Here is a 23,226-nt window from a genome sequence, read left to right on the forward strand (position 1 = left end):
CTGTAAACAAACGCTTGATGGCAGGAACGGGCTAAAGCCGGCTCCTACGACTTGGGTATCGGCGCTAATCCCATTGAGCAAATAATCCGTGGCTCATCGGTATAATCATCTTCGTGAATAATACACAGTCGATCCTCATCATGCAGCGCCATAACCAACTCGACCCATTTTTCATCACTCATGCCGGCCCGCAGTTGCCGATTGAGCGTATCCGTAGCCGACTGCCGCAGTGGATAGCGGTAAATGGCCTCGATCACCTTGGAGAGTTGCGGTAGATCAAACAACGTACCCTGGATCTGTTCAGCATAGCGCTTTAACCGCACATAACTGCGAAAACGCGCCCCCGAAGGTCGGCCTAATTGTCCCCCTGTAGATTTCTCCTCAGCCGCTGCCGCTTCAATCCCCTGGATGACCAATGCATGATGATTCTCCTGCCGCGCCAGAGCAGGCGTATCAGGGGTACATTCAGCCGCCTTCAGAATTTCAAATTGTGATTCAGTCACACTATTGCCATTTTGATCGACCCATGACAGCAGGTCATTACCCGTAGCGGTGCGTAGATAGACTAAAACGCCATACGGTTTATTCTTAGTCGCAACGTGAGGCTGCGTCGAGTAGACCACCGCCGGCAATTCGGATATCGTCTTTTGCAAAGCAGGAAAACGATCAATGGCGTTTTTCCAAATCTGATACGCATAAGAGATTAAATCCACTTCGGCATCGGCATCATCGTCCAGAATACCGGCTTTCTCATGATACAAATCCAGCAGCTTTCGTTTTTCGCGTTCATCCTCGAAAAATGCTTCATCCGTTCCTACCACCTCGGCATTTTCCCGCAACCTCTCCCGCACGCGAGCGCGCAGGCGAATTAACCTCTCTACGCCATCAGCGGGTAAAAACGAATAGCAGAAAATCTTTTCCGCCTGCTGACCAATCCGATCCACCCGGCCCGCCCGCTGAATCAAGCGGATAATTGCCCACGGCAAATCAAAATTGACGATAATCGCCGCATCCTGAAGGTTCTGACCTTCGCTTAATACATCGGTGGCAATTAACACCCGCAATTCATCAGTGGGCTTAATTTGATCGCGTTTCTGGTTACTCACCGGACTGAAGCGCCAAGCGCAAACAGTCGGATCGGCATTGCTACCGGTCACTCCTGCAATCTGCTCTACGCCCCGCGCCCGGAGTTGAGTTTCAAGATAGCGCACCGTATCGGCAAATTGGGTAAAAATAATAACCTTCTCACCTCGATGCGTTTTATTGACCAGCTTGAACAACGCATCCAGCTTGGTATCCTGTCCTGCCTGCCACTCGCCACCACCGGTTAAAATCGTTAACAGAGCCATCGCATCTGCATTCAAATCCGCCCTCAGTGCGTCGGTCAGCAACTCAGGACGCAGCCATTTGAACCGGTTTTTAAGCGGTTGCGCATAGCGCTGATAAACCAGCGCCGCCCGCTGTTTGAAATCGGCGGCAGCGTGCGCTATTCGCGGATTTGGCGGTTGGGTAGGGTCCTCATTCTCCTGCTCGATTCCTTCCATAAATGCACCTTCATCATCCATGTCTTCATCATAATGACCAGCGTCGAGCAGGCTGGAATCCTGGGTTCCTAGTGGCAAGGGCAGGCCATGATCAATCGCATGGAGGAAAACGTAATTGCGTAGAATATGGCGCTCAACCGACTGCTGAAAAGCCTCACCGCTGCTTTCCAGGCGCTTGAACAGATTAGTCCGACAGAATCCCATCAGCCGCTTACCGGCACGGGACAAGGCTTCCAGCAGCTTCGCTTCACTGGGCGTCGGCGGTTGCCGGGATGCAGTAGCAATGTAATTGCCCAGTCCATAGCGAGGAAGATGCAGATCGTTAATCGCGCTCACGGTAGCCGGTGCATAAAATCGGGCATAGTGATCATCGGGATTCTGGTCATTAATTCTGAACTTGACCGTTTTGGGGATGCGTTCCGGGAAACCGGAATGAGTGCCATCCTCGAATGTCAGCACGGGTCGCCCACTGACCGGATCCAGTGTGGTGTAATTAGCCTGAATGAAATGGCGAGTGCGGCGCACCATATAAAGCCGCATTAACTCGCGCCAATCCTCGGTGTATTCGCTTTTCTCAAATGCAGCCAGCGAGCGCAGCGAACATTGATAACGGCGACTGAACTCCGTTTCGCCAATATCCCGTAATAACCGTTCCGGGCGAATCCCCAAATCCAGATGCTCCGGGACAAACAAACGCAGTTGATTGGAAAGGTCGGTATAGGTTTTATTATAGGGAGTGGCCGAAAGCAGGATGCACTTGGCGCTGCTTTCCCCAATGTAATTCTGAATCGCCTGGAACCGCTGGCCTTCACGATTGCGCAGGTTGTGGCTTTCGTCAATCAGCACCAGGCGAAATCGGGCGGGAACGGTGGGGAGTTCCTTGATCACCTTGCTGAAAGGAACAATTTTAGCGTGTAGCCCGTATTGATCGGCATAACTCCGCCACAGGGCTGTCAGGTTTTTCGGACAGAGAATCAGGGTACTAACACCCTGGTCGTCCTCAAAAATTTTTGCCAGCGCGGTCGCCATCAGGGTTTTACCCAAGCCGACCACATCACCAATCAGAACCCCGCCGCGCTTATTCAAATGATGCGCGGCGATTTTCACCGCAGCGACCTGATAATCAAACAGGCGATGACCAAACTCCGGCGGAATCCGAAATTCAGCCAAACCGGCGCGGGCTTCTTGCGCCAGGTGATAAGCCATCTTGATGTAAATCTGATAAGGCGGCAGCGGCATCTCCCGCGCCCAGCTTTGCTCAATGACCTGCGCCAACTCAGCGGAAATATCCACGCACCAGCGATCAGCCCAGCGATCTTCAAACCACTGGGTCAATTTCAGGCCGGCATCGTAATCAAGTACATCAACATTCAGTTCACCTTGATGAGCCAAACCCGATAGCGTCAGATTACTGCTGCCGAGATAGCCGACAATCGGACTCACCGGATCGTCGCGAAACAGCAGGTAGAGCTTGGCATGGAGTAGATGCCGCAAAAACAGCTTGACCCTGAGTTTTCCGGCCCGGAGCTGCACCACCAACCGGCGTAAGCCCGCTTCATCGGCGTTGCTCGGCGCCCCCAAGGTCAACTGCTGGCGAAACTCCTCCGCCAGTTTCTGCTTCAGACGCAGCGCAGTCTGACTATCCGGCGAATCCTGGCGCGGTATCGGGCTGAGTGCGGTGCGGAGTTCATCCTGCGGCAACCGTTGCATCCCCACCAGCAGGCGGCAGCAATGCCCGCTCCCGCCCGGCCAGGCATCAATACCGGAATCCAGCGCCTTCCAGCCGCGTAGATTGAAATAGCCAACACAAAAATCGGCGCGGTAAGCCAGTTTCAGCGTATCCCGCAAGGCGGGGAGAAGTCCATTTTCGATATTGTCAAAAACTCGCGGCATAGCGCGCTCCCCAATAAAAGGGGACGCCGGCTTCTGGCCCGGGAACTGAACGCAGGCTGGAAGCCGATGCCACCTTTCGATCCTTCAAATAGAATCGCTATAGCGCCGAATATCCGGCGCAGTTGCCAGCAGGGATTGCGCCTGAGCCAGCGCATTTTGCACATGCGGCGTCAGCAGATGGGCATCGAGAGCGGCATCATCGGCCCACTCCTCGACGAAGGTAAAATCAGTCGGATCGGCTCTGTTCCACAGAAGCTGATAGTGGATGCAACCCGGTTCTTTTCGGGTCGGTTCCAGCAAGCAATGAAGCAGCGCTTGCAGTTCCCGAACCTGGTCAGGCCGAGCCGTAATCCGGGCGACCACTTTCACTGTTGCATTCGACATACAGGTTTCCTCGTAACAATGCGGTGATAAAATTTTATTGCATCGCAGCAAAAGCTGTACTATGCTGCGATGCAACATTTGCGACTACCCACGACAACTCCTGGAGATTCTAACCATGGCTAACGATGCAATGACAAAGATGTCGGAACAGTACCAGAACTTCCTGGCCCCAGTGATGAAAGCCAATAAGCTGTCTGCGGCCAATCTGGAAAGCCTGGTCACTTTTCAGATGGGTGCCCTGCAAGCCTATGTTGACATGGCGATAAGCCGGATGAAGGCTGCCGCCGAAATTAATGACCCGGCCAGTATGCAGTCCTTCATGTCCAGTCAATCCGAGGCGATTGCCAGCCTGCAACAAAAACTGCTGGACGACACCAAGACCCTGGGTGAATTGGCGGCCCGTTTCAAGGCCGACTTCGACAAGTTGATTCAGGAAAGCCTGTCATTCACCCAATAAATCCAGGACTTTCGCTTTCCGTTATTCCCGCGTAGGCAGGAATCCAGTAAGCCGCTGAAAAGCCTGGATACCTGCTTTCGCGGGGATGACGAACTTACGGGTTTAGCGAAAGTCCTGTATTAACCGGTTCGCCCTGAACCACCACCAGAACCTTCATTCCCTGCCAATGCCTGAAACCCGGATTATCGTTGGCCTGTCCGGCGGCGTAGATTCTTCGGTCGCCGCCCTGCTGCTGGTCGAGCAGGGCTACAACGTGCATGGGGTATTCATGAAGAACTGGGAGGACGCTCAGGATACCGGCTATTGCGCCGCTGCTGAGGATCTGGAGGATGCGCGGGCAGTCTGCGAAACCCTGGGTATTCCGCTGCATCAGGTCAATTTCACGACCGAGTATCGCGACCGGGTGTTTCGCTATTTTCTGGACGAGTACCGCGCCGGACGGACGCCCAATCCTGACGTGTTGTGTAACACCGAAATCAAGTTCAAAGCATTTCTTGATCATGCCAAGCGGCTGGGCGCTGACACTATCGCCACCGGCCATTACGTTCGCGGCGTCGAACAGGGCGGGCGACGTGTACTGCTTAAAGGTCGCGACCCCGGCAAGGATCAAAGCTATTTCCTGCATGGACTCAGCCAAGCACAATTGACCGACGCGCTGTTTCCAATCGGCGAGTTACATAAAAGCCAAGTGCGCGAACGGGCCGCCGCTGCCGGCTTGGTGACCCATGACAAAAAGGACAGCACCGGCATCTGTTTTATCGGCGAGCGCCGGTTCCGCGACTTCCTGAACCGTTATTTGCCGGATCAGCCCGGCCCGATCCGCACTGCGGACGGTGACGTGATCGGCGAACACACCGGCCTGATGTTCCACACTATCGGTCAACGCCAGGGACTGGGTATCGGCGGGCGACGCGACAGCAGCGGCGAACCGTGGTATGTCGCCGACAAGGATCTGGAACACAATACCTTAATCGTGGTTCAGGGATGCCACCACCCGGCCCTGTTCCATCATCGCTTGCGCACCGCACCGCTGCACTGGATCAGTGGCGAACCGCCCGCTACGCCGTTGGCGTGTCAAGCCAAGATTCGCTACCGACAGCAGGATCAGATGTGCGTTCTGAAAATAGTGGCCAGCGGCGAAGCGGAGGTCTGTTTTACCGAGCCGCAACGGGCGATCAGCCCAGGACAGTCGGTCGTTTTCTATCTCGATGAGGTCTGTCTGGGTGGCGGAATCATCACTACCGCCTATGCTTGAATCCATCCGCGCCACCCGAACGAACACCCTCACCCCATGCCCCAAACTGATCATGATCGCGTTATCGCCCTCGCCGGAGTCGTGCAAGCTGCCGATCTGGTCCGTGCTATCGCCCAGCGCGGCCAGGCCAACCCGGAAGATGTAGAAGCCTGCTTGGCCAGCCTGCTCAAGATTGATGCCACCAGCAGCGCCGAAATCTACGGCGGCGCCACCCGGCTCCGCAGCGGTTTACGCCTGCTTGAACTGCAGCTTAATCATCCACAGGATATGGAGTTGACCCGCTATGTCGTGGCGCTGCTGGGACTGGAACGTAAATTGGCCCGGCAGCCGGGGCGGCTGCAAACCCTCCGCGACGGTATCGAAGAGGTGATCCAGAATCTCAGCTATTTTCCGGTGGACCACAGCAACACCACTGCCCGCTTCGCTGATCTCTATTTGAACAGTCTGAGTACCTTGTCACCGCGCATCATGGTCAATGGTGACCCCGCGAACCTGAACAACCCGGAAAATGCCAACCGGATTCGGGCACTGCTGCTGGCCGGGATTCGCGCGGCGATGCTGTGGCGGCAAAGTGGCGGCGGGCGACTGACGCTGTTGCTCCGGCGCAATCCGCTGCTGCGGGAAACCCGGCGGCTGCTGACCGCAGTGGATTAAATCGCCGGCTTCAGCTTTTCCGATACGCCTCCATCACGTTGGGCAGTTGCCCGATCTTGTCGAGAACGCGGCTAAGCTGCACTACATCGGTAATTTCCAGCGTTAATCCCATACGGGCGATAGAGGTTTCCCGGTCGGTCAGGGTATTGGCCCCGATCACGTTGACCTGTTCGTTAGCCAGGATCGAAGTGATGTCGCGCAGCAGCCCGGAGCGGTCATGGGCGACGATCATGATATCCGCCGGATAAGTCGCCGGCGTCTCGCCCCAACCCACTTCAATAATCCGCTCGTGGCGCTGGCTGGCCAGCGCCAGCAGATTAGCGCAATCCTGCCGGTGGATAGTGACGCCGCGTCCCTGGGTGATATAGCCGGCAATCGGATCGAACGGCGCGGGCTGGCAGCAATGCGCCAGTTGGGTCAACAGCCGCCCTACCCCACGAATTCGCACCTCGCCCTTGCCGGCTTCAGGGGGCCTGGGCTTGCGGACTATAGGCAGACTTTCCCCCACGACAGGCGCCGCCGGCAACAAATCCTGAATCTTGGCGACCACCTGCGCTGTGGTCAGCGCGCCGTGGCCCAGCGTGGCGAATAGATCATCGGGTTTGGTGAAATTAAGCTTCTCCGCCACTTTCTCCAACTTAAGATGACGGATGCCCAGCCGCTGAAATTCCCGCTCCAGAGCAGCGCGGCCAGCGGCGATGTTCTTGTCCAGATCCTGCTGGATGAACCACTGACGGATTTTGTCACGCGCCCGGTTGGTCTTGATGTAGCCCAGATGCGGGCTGAGCCAGTCGCGGCTGGGACCGCCGGTTTTAGTCGTCAGCACATCGACCTGTTCACCGTTTTTGAGTTCGTAAGCCAGCGGCGCAATCCGGCCATTGACCTTGGCGCCCCGGCAACGGTGCCCGACCTCAGTGTGGATGTGGTAGGCGAAATCCAGCGGGGTGGCGCCGCGCGGCAGATCGACAATGGCGCCCTTGGGGGTGATGGCGTAAACCCGATCCTGAAACGCTTCGGCCTTGAAGCGCTCCAGTAAATCGCCGTCGTCGGCCTCGTCCTCGCGGTACTCCAGCATTCGCCGCAGCCAAGCGATGTGCTGTTCGGTTGCGCCGCTCGACGCGCCGCCTTCTTTGTAGCGCCAGTGCGCGGCGACCCCCAACTCGGCGTGCTGGTGCATGTCGGCGGTGCGAATCTGCACTTCCACCGCTCGGCCTTCCGGGCCGACCACCGCCGTGTGCAACGACTGGTAACCATTGGGCTTGGGGTGAGCGATGTAGTCATCGAACTCGCGGTCAATGTGGTTCCAGTGGGCATGGACCACACCGAGCGCGGCGTAGCAATCGTTCACGGTTTCCACCATCACTCGCACCGCCCGCACATCGAAAACCCGCTCGAAGGACAGTTTTTTGCGCTGCATCTTGCGCCAAATACTGTAGATATGTTTGACCCGTCCACCGATTTCGGCGCGGATTCCCGCCTGTTGCAGGTAGTCGCGCAGATTATCCATCACTCGCGCGATGTAGCGCTCCCGATCCGCGCGACGTTCGTCCAAGGCGGCGGCGATCTGTTTGTAGGTGACCGGGTCCAGATAGCGCAGCGCCAAATCTTCCATTTCCCACTTGATCCGGCCAATGCCAAGCCGATTCGCCAGCGGGGTAAAAATGTCCAGCGTTTCCTGGGCGATGCGCTGTTGCTCCCCAGCGGACCACTGGCTCAGGCGGCGCAGGGCATGAAGCCGCATCGCCAGCTTGATCAGCACCACCCGAACATCCTGCGCCATCGCCAGCAGCATCTTGCGCAGGCTTTCCAACTGGCGACCGGCGTGCTGGCTGTTCTGATGCAACTCACCGATGGCGTCCAGCTTGGCGATGCCGTCGACCAACAGAGCAATACCCGCCCCGAACTCCTCCCGCACCGCCGCCCGCTTGAACCGCCCAGAGGTGACCGGCTCGTGCAACAGAGCCGCCGCCACCACCTCGTGGTCCATCCGCAGATCGGCCAGAAGATCCGCAACCGCCAGATCGGGGCCGTCGCTCAGCAGGTAAGCGCGCCGCACAACTTCGATTTGAGCAGGCGACCAGGGCAACTGCAAGGTGTTCAGCCACGTATCAAAATCCGCGCCGGCCAGCGCAGTCTGTCTGGAAGTGACCATGATGCATCCCCGGAAAGCAATTCAGAATGGAGGGTCCGCCCAGCGCTGGGAGGCGGAGCGGACAATGCGGGGTTCGGGGCGGACGGGTGAGTTTGGAATTATTGGGACAGCGTAATTCACCGGGATCGCACCCCTCCCCCTCGATAAAGGGGGAGGGCCGGCGGAAGAGCGGGAACGACGCGGACTAATTGTTCTTGGCGCCTTGATCCACCCACTTGCGGATCATCACCAGCTTGTCTTCCGGCAGTTTTACCTTGCCGTGCGGCATCTGGATGGAAGGATTCACGCCGGGACGGCCTTCGATCAAGCGGTTCAGGCTGCTGTTCAGGCTTTGACCGGCGATGATCACCGGGCCGTTTTTGGTGCCCTTCATCAATTCGTCGTAGGTGCTCATCGCCAGACCACTGGCTTTGTAGCCCTCGGTATTGGGCGCGGTATGGCACTCCAGGCAGTGTGCTTTCAAAATCGGATGCACGTCCTTCTGGAAGCTCACCGGCCGGTCGGAACTGCCGCCGCAGCCCGCCAGTACGCCTAATCCCAACACCAACGCGGATGCAAGCAATTTACGAGCATTCATGGATCGCCCTTTATGATGAGTTGTTTTCGATGAGTCTGGATGATACCGCCATAATCTTATCAAACTCCGGCGAGTCGGGGATGCCAAGGTCACACGATTCATCGTCCGCACCCCATCATCGGCCTGGACCAGAGGCTTCCCGTTCCGCTTGATCGGAAAAAAACGGGTGAAGCGGTTTTTCGCAGAATCAACACCCGCTATTACCCGCATGGAAAACCATCTTATCCACGATTCGGCGTTATACTAGGCTATTAAAAATCACAGCGCCCGACGCCAAAATTCGGACGTTCGCTCTCTTCCGATGTCCGGCGGCATGCAGTTTGTAGCATCGCCACTCAGACAGTTCGCAGCGACTCCTGCCGTCGGGCATAGCCTCAACCGTCAACATAATAGGATGAAAAACGTGACGAGCCCGAAACTCCAACCCGATCTGCAACGCATCATCGAAGCCCGCCACCATGATCCCTTTGCCGTGCTGGGCCGCCATCCCCAGGACAAGAAGGTCGTGGTGCGCGCACACCTGCCCTACGCTCAGGAGGTTCACATCGCCGAGGGAAATCTGCCGATGGAGCGGGTTCCCAACACTGATCTGTTCGAGTGGCACGGCAAACCCGATCAGGTTCCCGAACGCTATCGGCTGATCTGGCGCGATTCCGACCACCACGAGCATATTTCCCACGATCCTTACTGCTTCCCGCCGCAACTGCCTGATTTTGATCTGTATCTGTTCGGCGAGGGCAAGCACTGGCACGCCTACCGCTTTCTAGGCGCGCATCCGCACCAGGCGGATGGCGTCGCTGGCGTCCTGTTCGCGGTGTGGGCGCCCAGCGCTGAGCGGGTCAGCGTGGTCGGCAGCTTCAACCGCTGGGACGGCCGGATTCACCAGATGCGGGTGCGCGGCGGCAGCGGCATCTGGGAATTGTTCATTCCCAACCTGTGTCCCGGCGATCTGTACAAGTTTGAAATCCGCAATCGCCATAGCGGCGCGATCCTGCTGAAATCCGACCCCTACGGCCAGCAGTTCGAAATGCGGCCCAGCACCGCCACCATCGTCACCAAAGCCGACTCCTACGCCTGGCGCGACGCAGACTGGTTGACCCAGCGCAAAAACGCCGACTGGCTGCACGGGCCGATGTCGGTCTACGAAGTCCATCTGGGTTCGTGGCGGCGCGGCCCGGAAGGCGAGTTTCTCAATTACCGGGAAGTGGCTCACCAACTGGTCGAATACGTTAAGGAAACCGGTTTCAGCCATATCGAATTGCTGCCCATCACCGAGCATCCCTACGACGCCTCCTGGGGTTATCAGACCACGGGTTACTACGCGCCCACCAGCCGTTTCGGCACCCCGGACGATTTCCGCTACTTCATTGATTATTGCCATCAGCACCACATTGGCGTGATTCTCGACTGGGTGCCGGCCCATTTCCCCAAGGACGCCGCCGGTCTGGCCCGCTTCGATGGCGAGGCGCTGTACGAACACACCGACCCGCGCAAAGGCGAGCATCTCGACTGGGGTACGCTGATCTTCAACTTTGGCCGCTACGAGGTGAAAAACTTCCTGCTGTCCAGCGCCCTGTACTGGATTGAGGAGTTCCATCTCGACGGTTTGCGGGTGGATGCGGTCGCCTCGATGCTCTATCTCGACTATTCGCGCAAGGAAGGCGAGTGGATTCCCAACAAGTACGGCGGGCGCGAGAACCTGGAAGCCATTGATTTCATGCGCGAGCTGAATACGGTGGTTCACAGCGAACATCCCGGCGCGCTGGTGATTGCCGAAGAGTCCACTTCCTGGCCGCAAGTCACCCGGCCCACCTATCTGGGCGGGCTGGGCTTCAGCATGAAATGGAACATGGGATGGATGAACGACACGCTGCGCTACATGGCGCAGAATCCGATCCATCGCAAGTATCACCACGATCTGCTGACCTTCAGCATGCTGTACTGCTTCACCGAGAATTTCATGCTGCCGTTCTCGCATGACGAGGTGGTGCATGGCAAAGGCTCGATGGTTAACAAGATGCCGGGTGACGAATGGCAGCGCTTCGCCAACCTGCGGTTGCTATATCTGTACATGTTCACCCATCCCGGCAAGAAGTTGCTGTTCATGGGGACCGAGTTTGGTCAAGGCACCGAGTGGAACAGCGCCACGACGCTCGACTGGTATGTGCTCCAGTACGGTTTCCATCAGGGGATGAAGCAACTGGTTACCGATCTGAACCAGCTCTATCACAGCGACCCGGTGCTGCACCATTACGAATTTGAATGGCAGGGTTTTTCATGGATTGATTGCCATGACGCAGAGCAATCCATCCTCAGCTACCTGCGCAAGAAGGATGATGATTTTCTGGTCGTGGTGGTGAGCTTCACGCCAGTGCCGCGCCACGGTTATCGGATTGGAGTGCCCCGCCCAGGCCGGTATACGGAAATCCTGAATTCCGACTCGCACTTCTACGGTGGCAGTGGGGTTGGCAACGGCGGTGTCGATCTGATCGCGGAAGAGCGTCCGTGGATGGAACTCCCCTATTCGATCGTGATTACGGTGCCGCCGCTGGGGGGGCTGGTGCTCCGGCCAGAACCGCTACCGGAACCGGTGCTGGTTATTGAAGCCGAGGAGGAGTCGCTCGAACCTGAAGCGGTCACTGAGGTTGTGATTGAGGAAGAACTGGCGCAGCCGGAATAAGCCGGTAGCCTGAAATTCATCACCAGCGGGGGGCGACTGTGCAATACAGTCGCCCCCTGTGTCGTTTCAGATAAGGCGTAGCACGGGCTTCCAGCCCGTGTTCAGTTCACGGGCTGGAAGCCCGTGCTACGCAACATCGGGATCAAATCGGCACACCGGCAGCCGTTCCTCAATGCCGGTGAGGTAGCGTCCGGTCGGCCCGATCCAGACCACCGCTTGACCTTGTTCGAGCAGGAGCCGCAACCGTTGCCGAGCCTGTTCGACCGGGAAGCCCCACAGTGCATGGCGGTGATTGAGTTTCAGCGGCGTCAGGTTGAGCAGATGGGCGAGTTCGCTATCGTGAGGGAGGTAGAACTCGCAGAAGCGGCCGACCTGGAATAACAGCACATCACCGGGAAAGCGCCAGCGGTAGTAGCGGTACTGGTGAGCAACCCGCCGGAAGCCGCCGGGCGGGCGGTATTTGCGGGTCAGGCGTTGTCGTTCGGCGTCGAAATCAAAGTATTGGGCCAGAAACGGGTAGCCGGCCCAAAGCGCTTGGCCCAGATGGTAGGTGTTGGCCTGCTGGAAATGGCCGAGATAGGAGGCGAGGGTGGCGTGGAGTTGATCGAGCAGAGCCTGGTCGAAGCGATAGCGCCGATACGCGGGCCGTTCCACAACCAGCCGGGTTTGGTAGTCGCGCAACACCCCGCCGTCTTCATAGTGACAAACCGCAAGTCAGGATTTTGGTCATCCGTTGAGACCTGCGCATGGCCTATAGTTCACGCTTTTAAAATTTTGTCTATGATTTATGGTACAGTCAATCCATTGATTTATTAGACCTATTTTTTGTGCCAACAATTTAAGTTCTGACACAGCGGGCGCATTTTTGGAGGGTAGGATCTTTTCGTTTGCCTGTCGTTGTCAAATATGACTACCCTGACAGGGTAAGGTGGACACATGACAGCAACAACCCGACCCATTTCATGGATCAAGGCAGCACGGAAGGATTTTGAAGATTTCCCTATGCCGGCACAGATGGATGCGCTCCGTGCGCTTACTGTCGCGGTAGAGGGTCGCATGGCCGATCATGTGAAGCCGCTAAAGGGTTTCGAGAGCGGTGTGATGGAAATTGCCCTGCGTCACCGTGGAGGGGCTTTCCGCGTTGTTTATGCCGTCCAGGTCGGGGAAGACGTGTGGGTGATCCATGCCTTTCAGAAGAAATCGAAACAGGGCATCAAAACACCCCAGCATGAAATAGACTTGGTGCATGAGCGTCTGAAACGGCTGAAGGAGATACTGCGATGAAGGATGAGCCTTTTGAACTGGTTCGTGGGAGCGGCAACGTCTTTACTGACTTTGGACACCCTAACGCGGCAGTTGAACAGCTAAAAGCGTTGCTGGCCGCCAGGATTATCGGCGTTCTCGACGACCATGCGCTGACGGTGCGTAGAGCCGAAGACCTGACCCGTATTGCCGCCGCCGATTTTTCGCGTATCCGCAAGACCAAGCTCGACCGCTTCACCATTGACCGGCTGATGACGATCCTGAGCCGCCTCGATCAGGATGTTGACGTGCGTGTTACTGTCCGATCTCACCACGAAGGCGCGGAGAGATTGCACCTTTTGACTCGGTAGATCGGCAAATGCTCGTAACGCGCCACGGTAAAATTTCCTGACCGGCGGGTTCAGCAACCCCACTGTAAAATTTCCTGACAACCTAAAAAAATCGACCGCCGGCCGGGGGGAAACCCCACGGCACCCCCAAAGGGTCAAATCACCCGAAGCGTCGAATCACCCACGCCGCCGCCGTGCCCAACCTAACCCGACCAGCGTAAGACTGCCCGGTTCGAGGATGGAAGGCGAGGCGGCAGCGACATCGCCGGGGCGCACGGCCCATGCGTAAAAGATGTCGTCCTTGACGCTGGCGTCCTGGTAGCCGTCGTAGCCGTGGAAGACCCACGCCCTACTGGTGTCAGGCGCGTACTCGGTACCCGACCAGTACCCGTCGTTCGGAAAATTCTGAATCGGCGTTGAAAAACTTGTCACTGCATCGGTGAAGTTCGTATTAACTACACCCCAGTTCACCCCCGACGAACCCGCAAGAGCATTGCCCGATGAGTCAAAGGACGACAGGTTCCCCAAGTTCACATGGAACATGTAGGCCAGTTCCGACGTGGCGGTGTCCACGTTATAGCCACAGTCGGTACCGCTGAGTGCGTAGTCACAACCCGGACTCCCGGTGTCGGTGATCGTCGGCAAGCGCCAGTCGCTATAGCCACCGTAGACCAGACCAGCCGCCCACGTCTGCGCCGCATCCCAAGCCATATAACCGCCCGTATCATAGCCACTGGTCTTGGCGTAATTGGCATCCTGCAACCAAGTGATTTTCAGTACGTTGTCGTAAATCAGCCCGCCCCCCGGTTGATCAATCCGGCATCCGCTGCGCCGGCAAATCCCAAAGCCGCTGTAAACGCCAGCACTGAGAGAGACTTGTTGTTCATTCTTCATTTCCCTTCTGTTGGTTGAATCGTGGATGAAGGATTGTGTTAATCCCATGGAAACAAAGCAAAAATCACGCTATAAAAGTAATATACCTTTAATAACAACACCTTAAAAATCAACTAATTGACTATGAAATCCAATACGGTGTAAAAAAATCCTGACACTTTTTTTGAGGCAGATTGTGCATTTTCATCGGTATATCTGTACCGCAACTCGTCGAAAAATTGTGTAAGTATTTATAAGTTAAGTTTTTATCAAAAAGCTCTGCATCAGCATCGCCTCTGCTTTATGGAAATTCAGGGTGTAAAATTTCCTGACAAGGGGAAATCAACAGCGAGATAGATTCGGTTGAACCCCATCAAGCCCAACATATGGGGAAAAAATACAACCATCGCTTGGTCTAAACTCCGGGAAGACTTCGGACTTCATCCGGGGTTGCATTGATTGACATTCCCGGTTCGATCCAATCTCTAGGGTTGATTTGCGCCCGCCATGCGGTCGGAGTGGTTCCCGACCAGCGCCGGAAAGCGCGGGTGAACGCAGCAGCGTCACCATAATCAAGAGTCGCTGCGATCTGCACCATGCTCATGCGGGTATTTTCGAGCAACTGGCGGGCGATCTCGTAGCGAACTTCGGCCACCAACCCTTGGAACGTCGCGCCCTGCGCCTCCAGCCGCCGGTTCAGGGTACGGCGATGCATCGAAAAAAGCCGCGCCACCTGTTCCAGGGAACTTTGATGGGTGATCAACAGGTTTCGCAATACGCGGCGCAACAGACTCACCCAGTCACCGTTGCTTAGATTTTCAAGTGCGGCGATTTGCTGTTGGAGCGTTTGGCACAGGTTGGGATCAGCCCCCGCTACGGGACGGTCAAGCCACGTCGCCGGGAAAACCAGTGCCGTCTGCTCCATGTCGAAACGCAGCCGCGACTGAAAAAAGCAGCGGAACGATTTGATATCGCTGGGTCGGCGGTGGGAGAACAGCACCTCGTCCGGTACCCAGGCAGCGCCACACAGTGCCCGTATGATGTTGCAAGTAATAGCGATGGCGCCATCGTAAATCTGGTCGGAGCCTTCCACGCCTGGCTGATAAATCGCGTAGCCCAGCACCGCGATGCCCTGCTCGACCGATAAATTCGGCACCGCACCCCGGTCATGCAGGTGCAGGTGAAAAACCAGATTGCGCAGCGCCGAACCCACATCCGGCGAGTGCTGCGCCAGCAAGCCGATGAGGCCGAGCGACGATAGCCCGGCCCGCTGTCCCATCAACAGTCCGAAATGAGCGCAGTGCGTTTGCGCCGCACAGACTTTCAACAACCGGCCCATGGTGGCGAAGGGAATCGAGTTTTCGGGGTCGTCGAACAGGCTCAAATCGAGGCCGACATCGGCCATGATTTCCGCCGGGTCAACTTCCAACTCCCGCAACACCTGGAAAACTCCGATGAGGGGACCAACCCGCAAACTGCCTTCAGTAATCACGCTTTTTTGCATCAAAAAAAGAGATACTCCTGGCTCTGTAATCGGGTACGACCTTCGCTGTGCGTTGCAAAGTTCCGAAATAATGTCGTAATGAGTCAAGAATAGAGGGAGTTTTAAGAGAGAATCTTAAAAGTTATTTATCCGCACCGAGTGGGTCAACACCTTTGAACCGCATGGTGGGAAAATCTAAACTTCGCTGGCCGCTGTACGCCACTACTGGCGGCAGTAAGCGGGCTTCACCGCAGCATCCAAATAGATTAGGAGATGAACCATGCATGTATTCCGTACCTTCATAGTGCCGCTGATGATCGCCTTGGGTCTCGGCTTGCAGTCCTGTTCGACCGCGCCCATGTCCCCATACCAGATTGACGAGCAGCGCAGCTCGATTCGCGAGATGGCGAACGACACGCTGGGACAACTCTACCAGCAATATCCCGGCGCGCGCCGGCAGATCGAACGCGCGGCCGGTTACGCGGTTTTCAGCAACTTCGGCTTAAAAGTCCTGTTCATGGGCAGCGCCACCGGCGAAGGGATCGCCGTCAGTCGCGCCACGCGGCGAGAAACATTCATGCGGATGGTCGAATTGCAACCCGGCTACGGTTTCGGTGTGCAGCGGTTCCGGCTGGTATTCGTGTTTGAAACGCAGCAATCCCTCGATCAGTTCATGAATTCGGGTTGGGAATTCGGGGCGAATGCGATGGCGTCAGCGAAAACCAGCACCCAGCAGATGGGGAATCAGTTGGGTGTATCGGTATCGCCAGGGGTGCTGATGTACCAACTCAGCGATCAGGGCGCTATCGTTGGAGTCAGCATTACTGGCGCCAAGTATTACCCCGACCAGAATTTGAATTAGCTTGAATCGGTCCCGGTTGATTCGCCCAGCGTCTGATCAGAAGACCAGCGAATTCATGCCGAGCATCCCGTCGTTAAAACGACGCATGGCGACGTCCAGACCAGCGCAGAACGCCAATGACAATTCCGGAGTTCTGCGCTTTTCGGTCGCCTTCTTTCTCGTTGCGCTGGTGCTGCTGTACGTTACGGCTCCGTTTGTGGAGCAATTCCAGGGCGGCGTTCTCATCGAAGCAGCGCTGATGACGCTGGTGTTATCCACCGCAGTGATGGCCGTGGGCGGCCATCGGCGAACGCTGGTGTGGGCGATGGCCTTTACCGTGCCGGCCATGGCGGAAAAATGGCTGCATTATTGGTGGCCGGATCTGCTGCCCCCGCATGTCTCGATGTGGACTGGCCTGCTGGGCGTTGGGTTCATCGTGCTGAACCTGCTGCGATTCATCCTCAAAGCGCCCCGGGTCAATTCCGAAGTCCTGTGCGCGGGCGTTGCAACCTATCTGCTGCTGGGATTGCTCTGGGCGTTTGCCTACATTCTGGTCGCCCAGATCAACCCGGACTCCTTTGCTTTCACCGTCGGACCTGTCGCCAGCCATTCGCTGAAAGGTTTCAACAGCCTTTATTTCAGCATCACCACGCTCGCCACTTCCAGCTACGGCGACATCATCCCTGTGTCAGGAATAGCGCGGATGCTGGCGATGATGCAGTCGGTGGTAGGCATGTTCTATGTCACCCTGTTAATCGCCCGCCTGGTGTCGCTCTATTCTTCCCAAGGGTTGTCCGAGGATAGGAACGATCCGATTGATAACCGATTGGCAGAAGCCGTGGATAAGCCCGAATCCGCACTGGATTCACTACCGAGTTCAGATCCGGTATCGTCCCGTTGACCCGGAGGTTGCCGATGCAGGGTTCGCGACCAGTACGCCTTTGGTGTACAAGACAACGATGTCTCACTCATTGGCCCCTTTCAATATCCACGATGACCGCGCAGCAATGAATGACTCAGTGTTTTCCAGCCAGCGGCGGCAGGATTTTCACTACGATTTACCACCGGATTTGATCGCCCAACACCCGCCAGCGCGGCGCGGTGATAGCCGACTTCTGACTCTGGATGGTGCGACCGGCGCGCTTGGCGACCGGTGGTTTCGTGATCTGCCGGAACTGCTGCGGCCCGGCGATTTGCTGGTGTTCAACGATACCCGGGTGATTCCTGCCCGCTTGCACGGGCGCAAGGCCAGCGGTGGACGGATTGAGATTTTGGTCGAGCGGCTGCTGGATGAGCGGCGGGCGCTGGTTCATATCCACGCCAGCAAAGCGCCTAAACCGGGCGGATTGCTGCTGCTGGATGCCGGTTTTACTGCTACCGTATTGGCTCGCCACGCTGATCTATTTGAAATTCGCGTTGAACGCGATGAACCGCTGCTGGCGCTCCTGGAGCAGCACGGGCAAATGCCACTGCCGCCCTACATTCACCGTCAACCGACCCCGGAAGACGCCGAACGCTATCAGACGGTTTACGCCCGCCAACCCGGCGCGGTCGCCGCCCCGACCGCCGGCTTGCACTTCGAGCAAACCCTGCTCGACCAAATCACCGCGATGGGTGTGGAGCAAACCTTTATCACCCTGCACGTCGGTGCGGGCACCTTCCAGCCGCTGCGGGTTGAGCGGATCGAAGATCATGTGATGCACGCAGAGCGGATCGAAGTCAGCGCAACAGTCTGCGAACGCATTCGGGCGACTCAGGCCCGCAGCGGGCGGGTGATTGCGGTGGGCACCACTGCAGTGCGAGCCTTGGAAACGGCGGCTCAAAATGGCGTACTTCAGCCCTGGCACGGCGAAACCCGTATCTTCCTTTATCCGGGCTGCCGCTTTCACTGCGTGGATGCGCTGATCACCAACTTTCATCTGCCGGAATCCACCCTGCTGATGCTGGTGGCGGCGTTTGCTGGCCATGCCGAGATTTTAAGCGTCTATCGCCACGCGGTCGAACAACGCTACCGCTTCTTCAGCTACGGCGATGCCATGTTTCTCACCCGCCGGCGGCAAGCCTGAGCGAGGCAGCTTGAATTTTACGGCGCTGTGCCTATAGATTCGCCCATCGTTCTTCCAATGGAGTGTCACCATGAAACGTACTTTCCTGTTCCTCGCCACCAACCTGGCGGTCGTGTTACTGCTGGGCATGATCGCCCGTCTGCTGGGCGTGGACCGCTTCCTGCACCAGTCCGGCCTGAATCTCCCCAGCCTGCTGATTTTTGCCGCCATCTTCGGAATGGGCGGCTCGCTGATCTCGCTGCTGATGTCGAAATGGATCGCCAAAAGGTCGGTCGGTGCCCAAGTCATTGAGCAACCCCAGACCCAAACCGAACGCTGGCTGGTAGAAACCGTGCGCAAACAGGCGCAAGTGGCGGGTATCGGGATGCCGGAAGTCGCGCTCTACCAATCGCCGGAACCGAATGCCTTTGCCACCGGCGCTAATCGCAATGCGGCGCTGGTAGCGGTCAGCACTGGCTTGCTGCAACAAATGACCGAGGACGAAGTGGAAGCGGTACTCGGTCATGAGGTCAGCCACGTTGCCAATGGCGACATGGTGACGCTGAGCCTGTTGCAGGGCGTGTTGAATACTTTTGTGATTGTGCTGGCGCGGGTAGTCGGCTATGTGGTGGATCGGGCGCTGTCTTCCGACAACGAAAATCGCCGCCCCGGTATTGGTTTTATGCTGACCAGTTTTGTCATGGAAATCCTGTTCGGCTTCCTGGCCTCACTGGTGGTGATGGGGTTCAGCCGTCACCGCGAGTTCCATGCTGACGCCGGTGGTGCCCGACTGGCGGGTCGCGGCAAGATGATCGCGGCGCTGGAACGACTGCGGCAATTGCATGAACCCTCGCAACTGCCTTCGCAAATGGCGGCGTTTGGGATCAACGGTGGTTTGGGCAAAGGCTTGCGCAAGCTGTTGATGACTCATCCGCCACTGGAAGAGCGGATCGCGGCGCTGCGGCAGCAGGCATAGCCGCTAAAATCAGTGCATCAGTCCGCCAGGACTGATGCGGGCCAGGAATTAAAACCGAAAGCGTGGGTTATTTTTTCCGCATGGGATAGTGCGTCAATAAATAGCGTTCCTGGCTCCACAACGTCGAGAAGGGAATTTCGCTATCTGGCATGTAGAGCGCAATTTCGCCATCCTGAATGCGCACAATCGAGCCACGGATCGACATCTGTGGCTGGCGGCGAAACTTTAGCGATCCTTGAATCCAATCGCCCGGCGCCAGTGTGGGTAGAGGGGTAATGATGTAGCGCACCCCGTGCGTTGAACAATCCACCACCTCATAATCACGCGAACCAATCAGCAGGCGAGGACGTTCCGCATAGGGAAAATGGAGACGATAGGACTCGCGTCTTTCCGCTGTAGCAGAGGCTTCAGCGGAGGGCGCAGCTTGATCAGGGAGTGCTAGGTCGGAGGGTGCGGGCATAGCCAAGACCTGTAGGGCGATTTAACGATTCGGGTGTGAGTCTACTATCAAGTCTAGCGCGGAAACTACCGTAATTTCACAGCGCAGATGGCCTTTGCTCAGAAGCATTTCCACTGTCTCGCCGATGTGCGCCTCGTCGGCCCGCCGCAGAATTTCTCCGCTGGGATACCGGCGCACGATGGCATAGCCGCGATTCAGCGTCGCTAGCGGACTCAAGCTGTGCAGATTTCGACCCAGGCTCTGCAATTGATGGGAAGCCGTGTACAGATGTAAGCGGATGGCCGCCGGTAGCTGCTGTTCCAGCGTGTCCAGTCGCTGCTGGGCATCGCGCAACCGGATCGCCGGCGTCTGCGCCTTCAGCCGTCCCGCCCATCCCGCCAGTCGCAGCCGTTCCCGCTCCAACCGGTGATGTAGCGCCTGCCGCAGCCGTTGATCCAGTTCATCGATCCGCTGGGTAGCGTCTCGCAGGCGCGGTTGCAACCGATTCAGCCGTCGCGCCAGTTCGTCGAGCTTCTGCCGCTGGTGGGCGAGTCGCCGTTGGATCGCGTTTTCCAATTGTTCGGCCAATAACTCAACCCGATGCTGCCATTCCAGCCGGTCGGGACTGGCTAATTCCGCCGCTGCGGTGGGGGTAGCCGCCCGCAGGTCGGCGGCGAAATCAGCGACCGTAACATCCGTTTCATGACCAATGCCAGTCACCAGTGGGATCGGACAGGCATGAATCGCCCGCGCTACCGTTTCCTGATTAAAGGCCCACAAATCTTCCAGCGAGCCACCGCCGCGCACCAGCAACAATACATCGCAGTCCCGGCGCTGGGAGGCCACCCGGATGGCGCTGGCGATACGCTCTGCCGCCTCTTCGCCCTGCACCGGAACCGGATAGAGCAGTACCGGCAGGCAGGGACAGCGCCGGCGCAGCACACTCAGTACATCGCGGAGGGCGGCGCCGCTGGCCGAAGTGATGACGCCGATCCGGCGCGGAAAGCGAGGCAGCGGCTGCTTGCGTTCCGGCGCAAACAGCCCTTCCCGTTCCAGCCGCAGCCGCAATTCATCGTAAGCCTGCCGCAGCGCCCCAGCGCCGGCTTCCTCGACATACTCGACGATGATCTGAAAATCGCCACGCGCTTCGTACAAACTGATCCGGCCCCGCACCAACACCTGCTGACCATTGCGCGGACAGTCACGAAACAGGAAGGCGCGGTTCTGGAACAGGGCGCAACGGACCTGTGACTTGGCGTCCTTGAGCGAGAAATAGAGGTGGCCGGAAGATGGGCGGGACAGATTGGAGACTTCACCCTCCACCCAAAGGACCGAGAATTCGCCTTCCAACAGGCTGCGCACCTCCTGGTTCAGGCGGGAAACAGTGTAGGGGACACGGTCGGGAACAGCTATGGTCATTGTGAAAAGCCTTGAAGTGTTGCCGCCAGTTTTATGCGACCGGCGCTGAGCGCAGAAGACCGCTAAAGCGAAATCCCGGTGATGCCCCCCGCCCCACACCCAGCGCAACCCTATTTGCGCAAAACCAGATTACGGCTTGAATTCGATGGACTCGATTCAGCATTCAGAAACGGTTGCAACAATAAATCCATTAAACCGGTGGCCCGTTGGTCGCGAAAAGACTCTAACCCAATGATCATGCCGATATGACCAGCGCCCGGTTGCTCCCGATAGGTGCCAAAGAGCCGATCCCACCACGGCAGGTTAAAACCAAAATTGCTATTGGTTTCTTCCGGGTAGATCGAGTGGTGAACCCGGTGCATGTCGGGCGTTACCAGCAGCCAGCGCAATCCCCGATCCAGCCGCTCCGGCAAGTGGACGTTGCCATGATTGAACATCGCGGTGGCATTCAGGATCACCTCGAACAACATCACTACCACCGGTGGCGCTCCCAACGCCACCACCACCCCCAGCTTGATCAGCATGGACAGCACAATTTCCAGCGGATGAAAGCGCAAGGCGGTCGTCACATCGAAATCCAGATCGGAATGGTGCATCCGATGCAGCCGCCACAGCAGCGGCGCTTTATGGAACAGCACATGCTGGGCGTAAATCGCTAAATCCAATAGCAGCAGGGAGGCGATGCCCGCCAGCCACAAGGGGGCAGGTAGCCAGTGAAACAGACCCCAGCCCCGCGCCTCCGCCAGCCCTGCCACCCCGACCGCCAGCACCGGGAACACCAGCCGCACCACTACGCTATCCACTACGATGATGCCAAGGTTAGCCGGCCAGCGTTGAGTGCGTCGCAGGTTCAGCACCCGGCGCGGCTGTCGCCATTCCCACAGCATCATCAGCGCCAGCATTGCGGCGAAACCGCTGAGACGGATGATCGGTTCGTAATGCAGTAATAGGTGGGTCATGGGCTACTTTCCAGTCAGCGGATCGCGGGTCGCCTGTTTTAGTGCCGCAAAGTATGGATGCCAGCAATGCGGATAGACACCAGAAACTACGGCAATCCTTGCTGCCGATGCTCAGCGCTCATGGTGAATCGTGCAGGTCAGGCAAAGCCAACAGTGGGTCAGCGAATGAAGCCCCAATGACTTGGCGCTGACGCCGGCAAATCGAACCGCTCTGGATAACGCACCGCCAGCAGATACAAACCGTCGGCAGGCGCAGTGACTCCAGCCTGAGTTCGGTCGCACCGTCCCAGCACTTCCTGCGCCCATTCCAGCGGGCGGTCGCCAGCACCAATCGCCAGCAATACCCCGGCGATATTGCGCACCATGTGATGCAAAAAAGCATTGGCTTCCACCTCCAGCACCACACCGTCGCCATGCCGTTGCACCGTCAGTTCAAGAATTTCCCGAACCGGATGCCGGGCCTGACATTCGGCGGCGCGGAAGGCGCTGAAATCGTGCTGGCCCACCAATGCCTGCCCGGCGGCGTGCATCCGACCGGCATCGAGCGGTCGGTAATACCAGGTGGCCCGCTGGTGCCAGAGCGCTGATCGCTGGGGTTGGTTGAGGATTAAATACCGGTAGCGACGGGTCAGCGCCGAAAACCGGGCATGAAAATCATCCGGCACTTCACTGGCCCAGTTCAAGCTGATGTCGGGCGGCAGATGAGCATTGCCACCGCGCACCCAAGCTCGCACCGAACGCGCCGCTGTCGTGTCGAAATGCGCCACTTGGGCGACGCCATGCACCCCGGTATCGGTGCGACCGGCGCACACCAGTCGAATCGGATGATCCGCAACCTGGGCCAGCGCCTGTTCCAGACTGGACTGTACGGTTCGTACTCCAGTCCGCTGCATCTGCCAGCCCCGGAAGCCGGCCCCATCGTATTGGACGCTCAATGCCACCCGCGTCATCTTGTTCGCTCGAATTCGCCAATAAAAAATCCCCCAGCCGGTGCGGTCGGGGG

21 protein-coding genes are annotated in these 23,226 nt (G+C 57.6%); 10 read left to right on the forward strand and 11 right to left on the reverse strand.

The window, feature by feature from the left end:
- Positions 1-44: 44 nt before the first annotated feature.
- Positions 45-3,437: a helicase-related protein gene (locus tag BN874_RS19225; RefSeq protein ID WP_034435980.1), complete on the reverse strand. Its 3,393-nt coding sequence runs from the start codon at positions 3,435-3,437 to the stop codon at positions 45-47.
- A gap of 84 nt (positions 3,438-3,521) precedes the next feature.
- Complete coding sequence (locus BN874_RS19230; protein WP_034435983.1) at positions 3,522-3,821, reverse strand: putative quinol monooxygenase; 300 nt, start codon at positions 3,819-3,821, stop codon at positions 3,522-3,524.
- A gap of 115 nt (positions 3,822-3,936) precedes the next feature.
- Between BN874_RS19230 and BN874_RS19235 the strand changes: the two genes are divergently transcribed.
- The 3 genes from BN874_RS19235 (at position 3,937) to hflD (ending at position 6,187) form a co-directional block, all read left to right on the forward strand.
- Positions 3,937-4,278 (forward strand): phasin family protein, encoded by a 342-nt coding sequence (locus tag BN874_RS19235; RefSeq protein ID WP_034435985.1) that lies wholly within the window; start codon positions 3,937-3,939, stop codon positions 4,276-4,278.
- 166 nt (positions 4,279-4,444) lie between these two features.
- Positions 4,445-5,533 (forward strand): tRNA 2-thiouridine(34) synthase MnmA, encoded by a 1,089-nt coding sequence (mnmA, locus tag BN874_RS19240; protein ID WP_034435986.1) that lies wholly within the window; start codon positions 4,445-4,447, stop codon positions 5,531-5,533.
- A 36-nt stretch (positions 5,534-5,569) separates the two neighbouring features.
- Positions 5,570-6,187: a high frequency lysogenization protein HflD gene (gene hflD / locus BN874_RS19245; RefSeq protein ID WP_034435988.1), complete on the forward strand. Its 618-nt coding sequence runs from the start codon at positions 5,570-5,572 to the stop codon at positions 6,185-6,187.
- Positions 6,188-6,197: 10 nt separating this feature from the next.
- Here the strand turns inward: hflD and relA are convergent, their stop codons facing one another.
- The gene (gene relA, locus BN874_RS19250; RefSeq protein WP_051498085.1) at positions 6,198-8,339 is read right to left on the reverse strand and encodes a GTP diphosphokinase; all 2,142 of its coding nucleotides are present in this window, start codon (positions 8,337-8,339) and stop codon (positions 6,198-6,200) included.
- 184 nt (positions 8,340-8,523) lie between these two features.
- On the reverse strand, positions 8,524-8,916 hold the full coding sequence (locus BN874_RS19255) for a c-type cytochrome domain-containing protein (protein WP_034435990.1): 393 nt from the start codon (positions 8,914-8,916) through the stop codon (positions 8,524-8,526).
- A gap of 394 nt (positions 8,917-9,310) precedes the next feature.
- On the opposite strand from BN874_RS19255, the gene glgB reads away from it, so the two are divergent.
- Entirely contained in the window at positions 9,311-11,596 is a 2,286-nt protein-coding gene (gene glgB, locus BN874_RS19260; protein WP_051498086.1) for a 1,4-alpha-glucan branching protein GlgB, read from the forward strand.
- A 126-nt stretch (positions 11,597-11,722) separates the two neighbouring features.
- Here the strand turns inward: glgB and BN874_RS19265 are convergent, their stop codons facing one another.
- Positions 11,723-12,280, reverse strand: coding sequence for a MutS N-terminal domain-containing protein (locus BN874_RS19265; RefSeq protein WP_034435992.1), 558 nt, complete (start codon positions 12,278-12,280; stop codon positions 11,723-11,725).
- A gap of 252 nt (positions 12,281-12,532) precedes the next feature.
- On the opposite strand from BN874_RS19265, the gene BN874_RS19270 reads away from it, so the two are divergent.
- Together BN874_RS19270 and BN874_RS19275 are read left to right on the forward strand one after the other, a co-directional pair.
- Entirely contained in the window at positions 12,533-12,880 is a 348-nt protein-coding gene (locus tag BN874_RS19270) for a type II toxin-antitoxin system RelE/ParE family toxin (protein ID WP_034435994.1), read from the forward strand.
- The gene (locus BN874_RS19275; protein ID WP_034435997.1) at positions 12,877-13,209 is read left to right on the forward strand and encodes a helix-turn-helix domain-containing protein; all 333 of its coding nucleotides are present in this window, start codon (positions 12,877-12,879) and stop codon (positions 13,207-13,209) included. Before BN874_RS19270 ends, BN874_RS19275 begins: the two co-directional genes overlap by 4 nt.
- Before the next feature lie 156 nt (positions 13,210-13,365).
- Here the strand turns inward: BN874_RS19275 and BN874_RS22980 are convergent, their stop codons facing one another.
- Together BN874_RS22980 and BN874_RS19285 are read right to left on the reverse strand one after the other, a co-directional pair.
- Positions 13,366-14,082 carry an Lcl C-terminal domain-containing protein gene (locus tag BN874_RS22980; protein ID WP_051498087.1) on the reverse strand — a complete coding sequence of 239 codons (717 nt, stop codon included), beginning with the start codon at positions 14,080-14,082 and terminating at the stop codon, positions 13,366-13,368.
- A 394-nt stretch (positions 14,083-14,476) separates the two neighbouring features.
- Positions 14,477-15,565, reverse strand: coding sequence for an AraC family transcriptional regulator (locus BN874_RS19285; protein WP_051498088.1), 1,089 nt, complete (start codon positions 15,563-15,565; stop codon positions 14,477-14,479).
- Between the two features lie 259 nt (positions 15,566-15,824).
- Between BN874_RS19285 and BN874_RS19290 the strand changes: the two genes are divergently transcribed.
- The 4 genes from BN874_RS19290 to htpX all read left to right on the forward strand — a co-directional run bounded on the left by BN874_RS19290 (position 15,825) and on the right by htpX (position 19,406).
- Complete coding sequence (locus BN874_RS19290) at positions 15,825-16,406, forward strand: lipid-binding SYLF domain-containing protein (protein ID WP_230314497.1); 582 nt, start codon at positions 15,825-15,827, stop codon at positions 16,404-16,406.
- An 85-nt stretch (positions 16,407-16,491) separates the two neighbouring features.
- Positions 16,492-17,286 (forward strand): potassium channel family protein, encoded by a 795-nt coding sequence (locus BN874_RS22985; RefSeq protein ID WP_195912230.1) that lies wholly within the window; start codon positions 16,492-16,494, stop codon positions 17,284-17,286.
- Between the two features lie 106 nt (positions 17,287-17,392).
- Positions 17,393-18,451: a tRNA preQ1(34) S-adenosylmethionine ribosyltransferase-isomerase QueA gene (gene queA, locus BN874_RS19300; protein WP_051498090.1), complete on the forward strand. Its 1,059-nt coding sequence runs from the start codon at positions 17,393-17,395 to the stop codon at positions 18,449-18,451.
- A gap of 70 nt (positions 18,452-18,521) precedes the next feature.
- A complete protein-coding gene (gene htpX / locus BN874_RS19305) occupies positions 18,522-19,406 on the forward strand; it encodes a protease HtpX (protein ID WP_034436001.1) in 885 nt (294 codons plus the stop codon).
- A 67-nt stretch (positions 19,407-19,473) separates the two neighbouring features.
- Here the strand turns inward: htpX and BN874_RS19310 are convergent, their stop codons facing one another.
- From BN874_RS19310 to truA, 4 genes are all read right to left on the reverse strand, one after another.
- On the reverse strand, positions 19,474-19,866 hold the full coding sequence (locus BN874_RS19310; protein WP_034436004.1) for a PilZ domain-containing protein: 393 nt from the start codon (positions 19,864-19,866) through the stop codon (positions 19,474-19,476).
- A 21-nt stretch (positions 19,867-19,887) separates the two neighbouring features.
- Positions 19,888-21,264 carry an exodeoxyribonuclease VII large subunit gene (gene xseA / locus BN874_RS19315; RefSeq protein WP_034436006.1) on the reverse strand — a complete coding sequence of 459 codons (1,377 nt, stop codon included), beginning with the start codon at positions 21,262-21,264 and terminating at the stop codon, positions 19,888-19,890.
- A gap of 110 nt (positions 21,265-21,374) precedes the next feature.
- Positions 21,375-22,223 carry a sterol desaturase family protein gene (locus BN874_RS19320; RefSeq protein WP_034436008.1) on the reverse strand — a complete coding sequence of 283 codons (849 nt, stop codon included), beginning with the start codon at positions 22,221-22,223 and terminating at the stop codon, positions 21,375-21,377.
- 158 nt (positions 22,224-22,381) lie between these two features.
- The gene (gene truA, locus BN874_RS19325; RefSeq protein WP_051498091.1) at positions 22,382-23,173 is read right to left on the reverse strand and encodes a tRNA pseudouridine(38-40) synthase TruA; all 792 of its coding nucleotides are present in this window, start codon (positions 23,171-23,173) and stop codon (positions 22,382-22,384) included.
- Positions 23,174-23,226 lie beyond the last annotated feature (53 nt).

It is taken from the genome of Candidatus Contendobacter odensis Run_B_J11, assembly GCF_000531125.1.
GTDB lineage: Bacteria > Pseudomonadota > Gammaproteobacteria > Competibacterales > Competibacteraceae > Contendibacter > Contendibacter odensensis.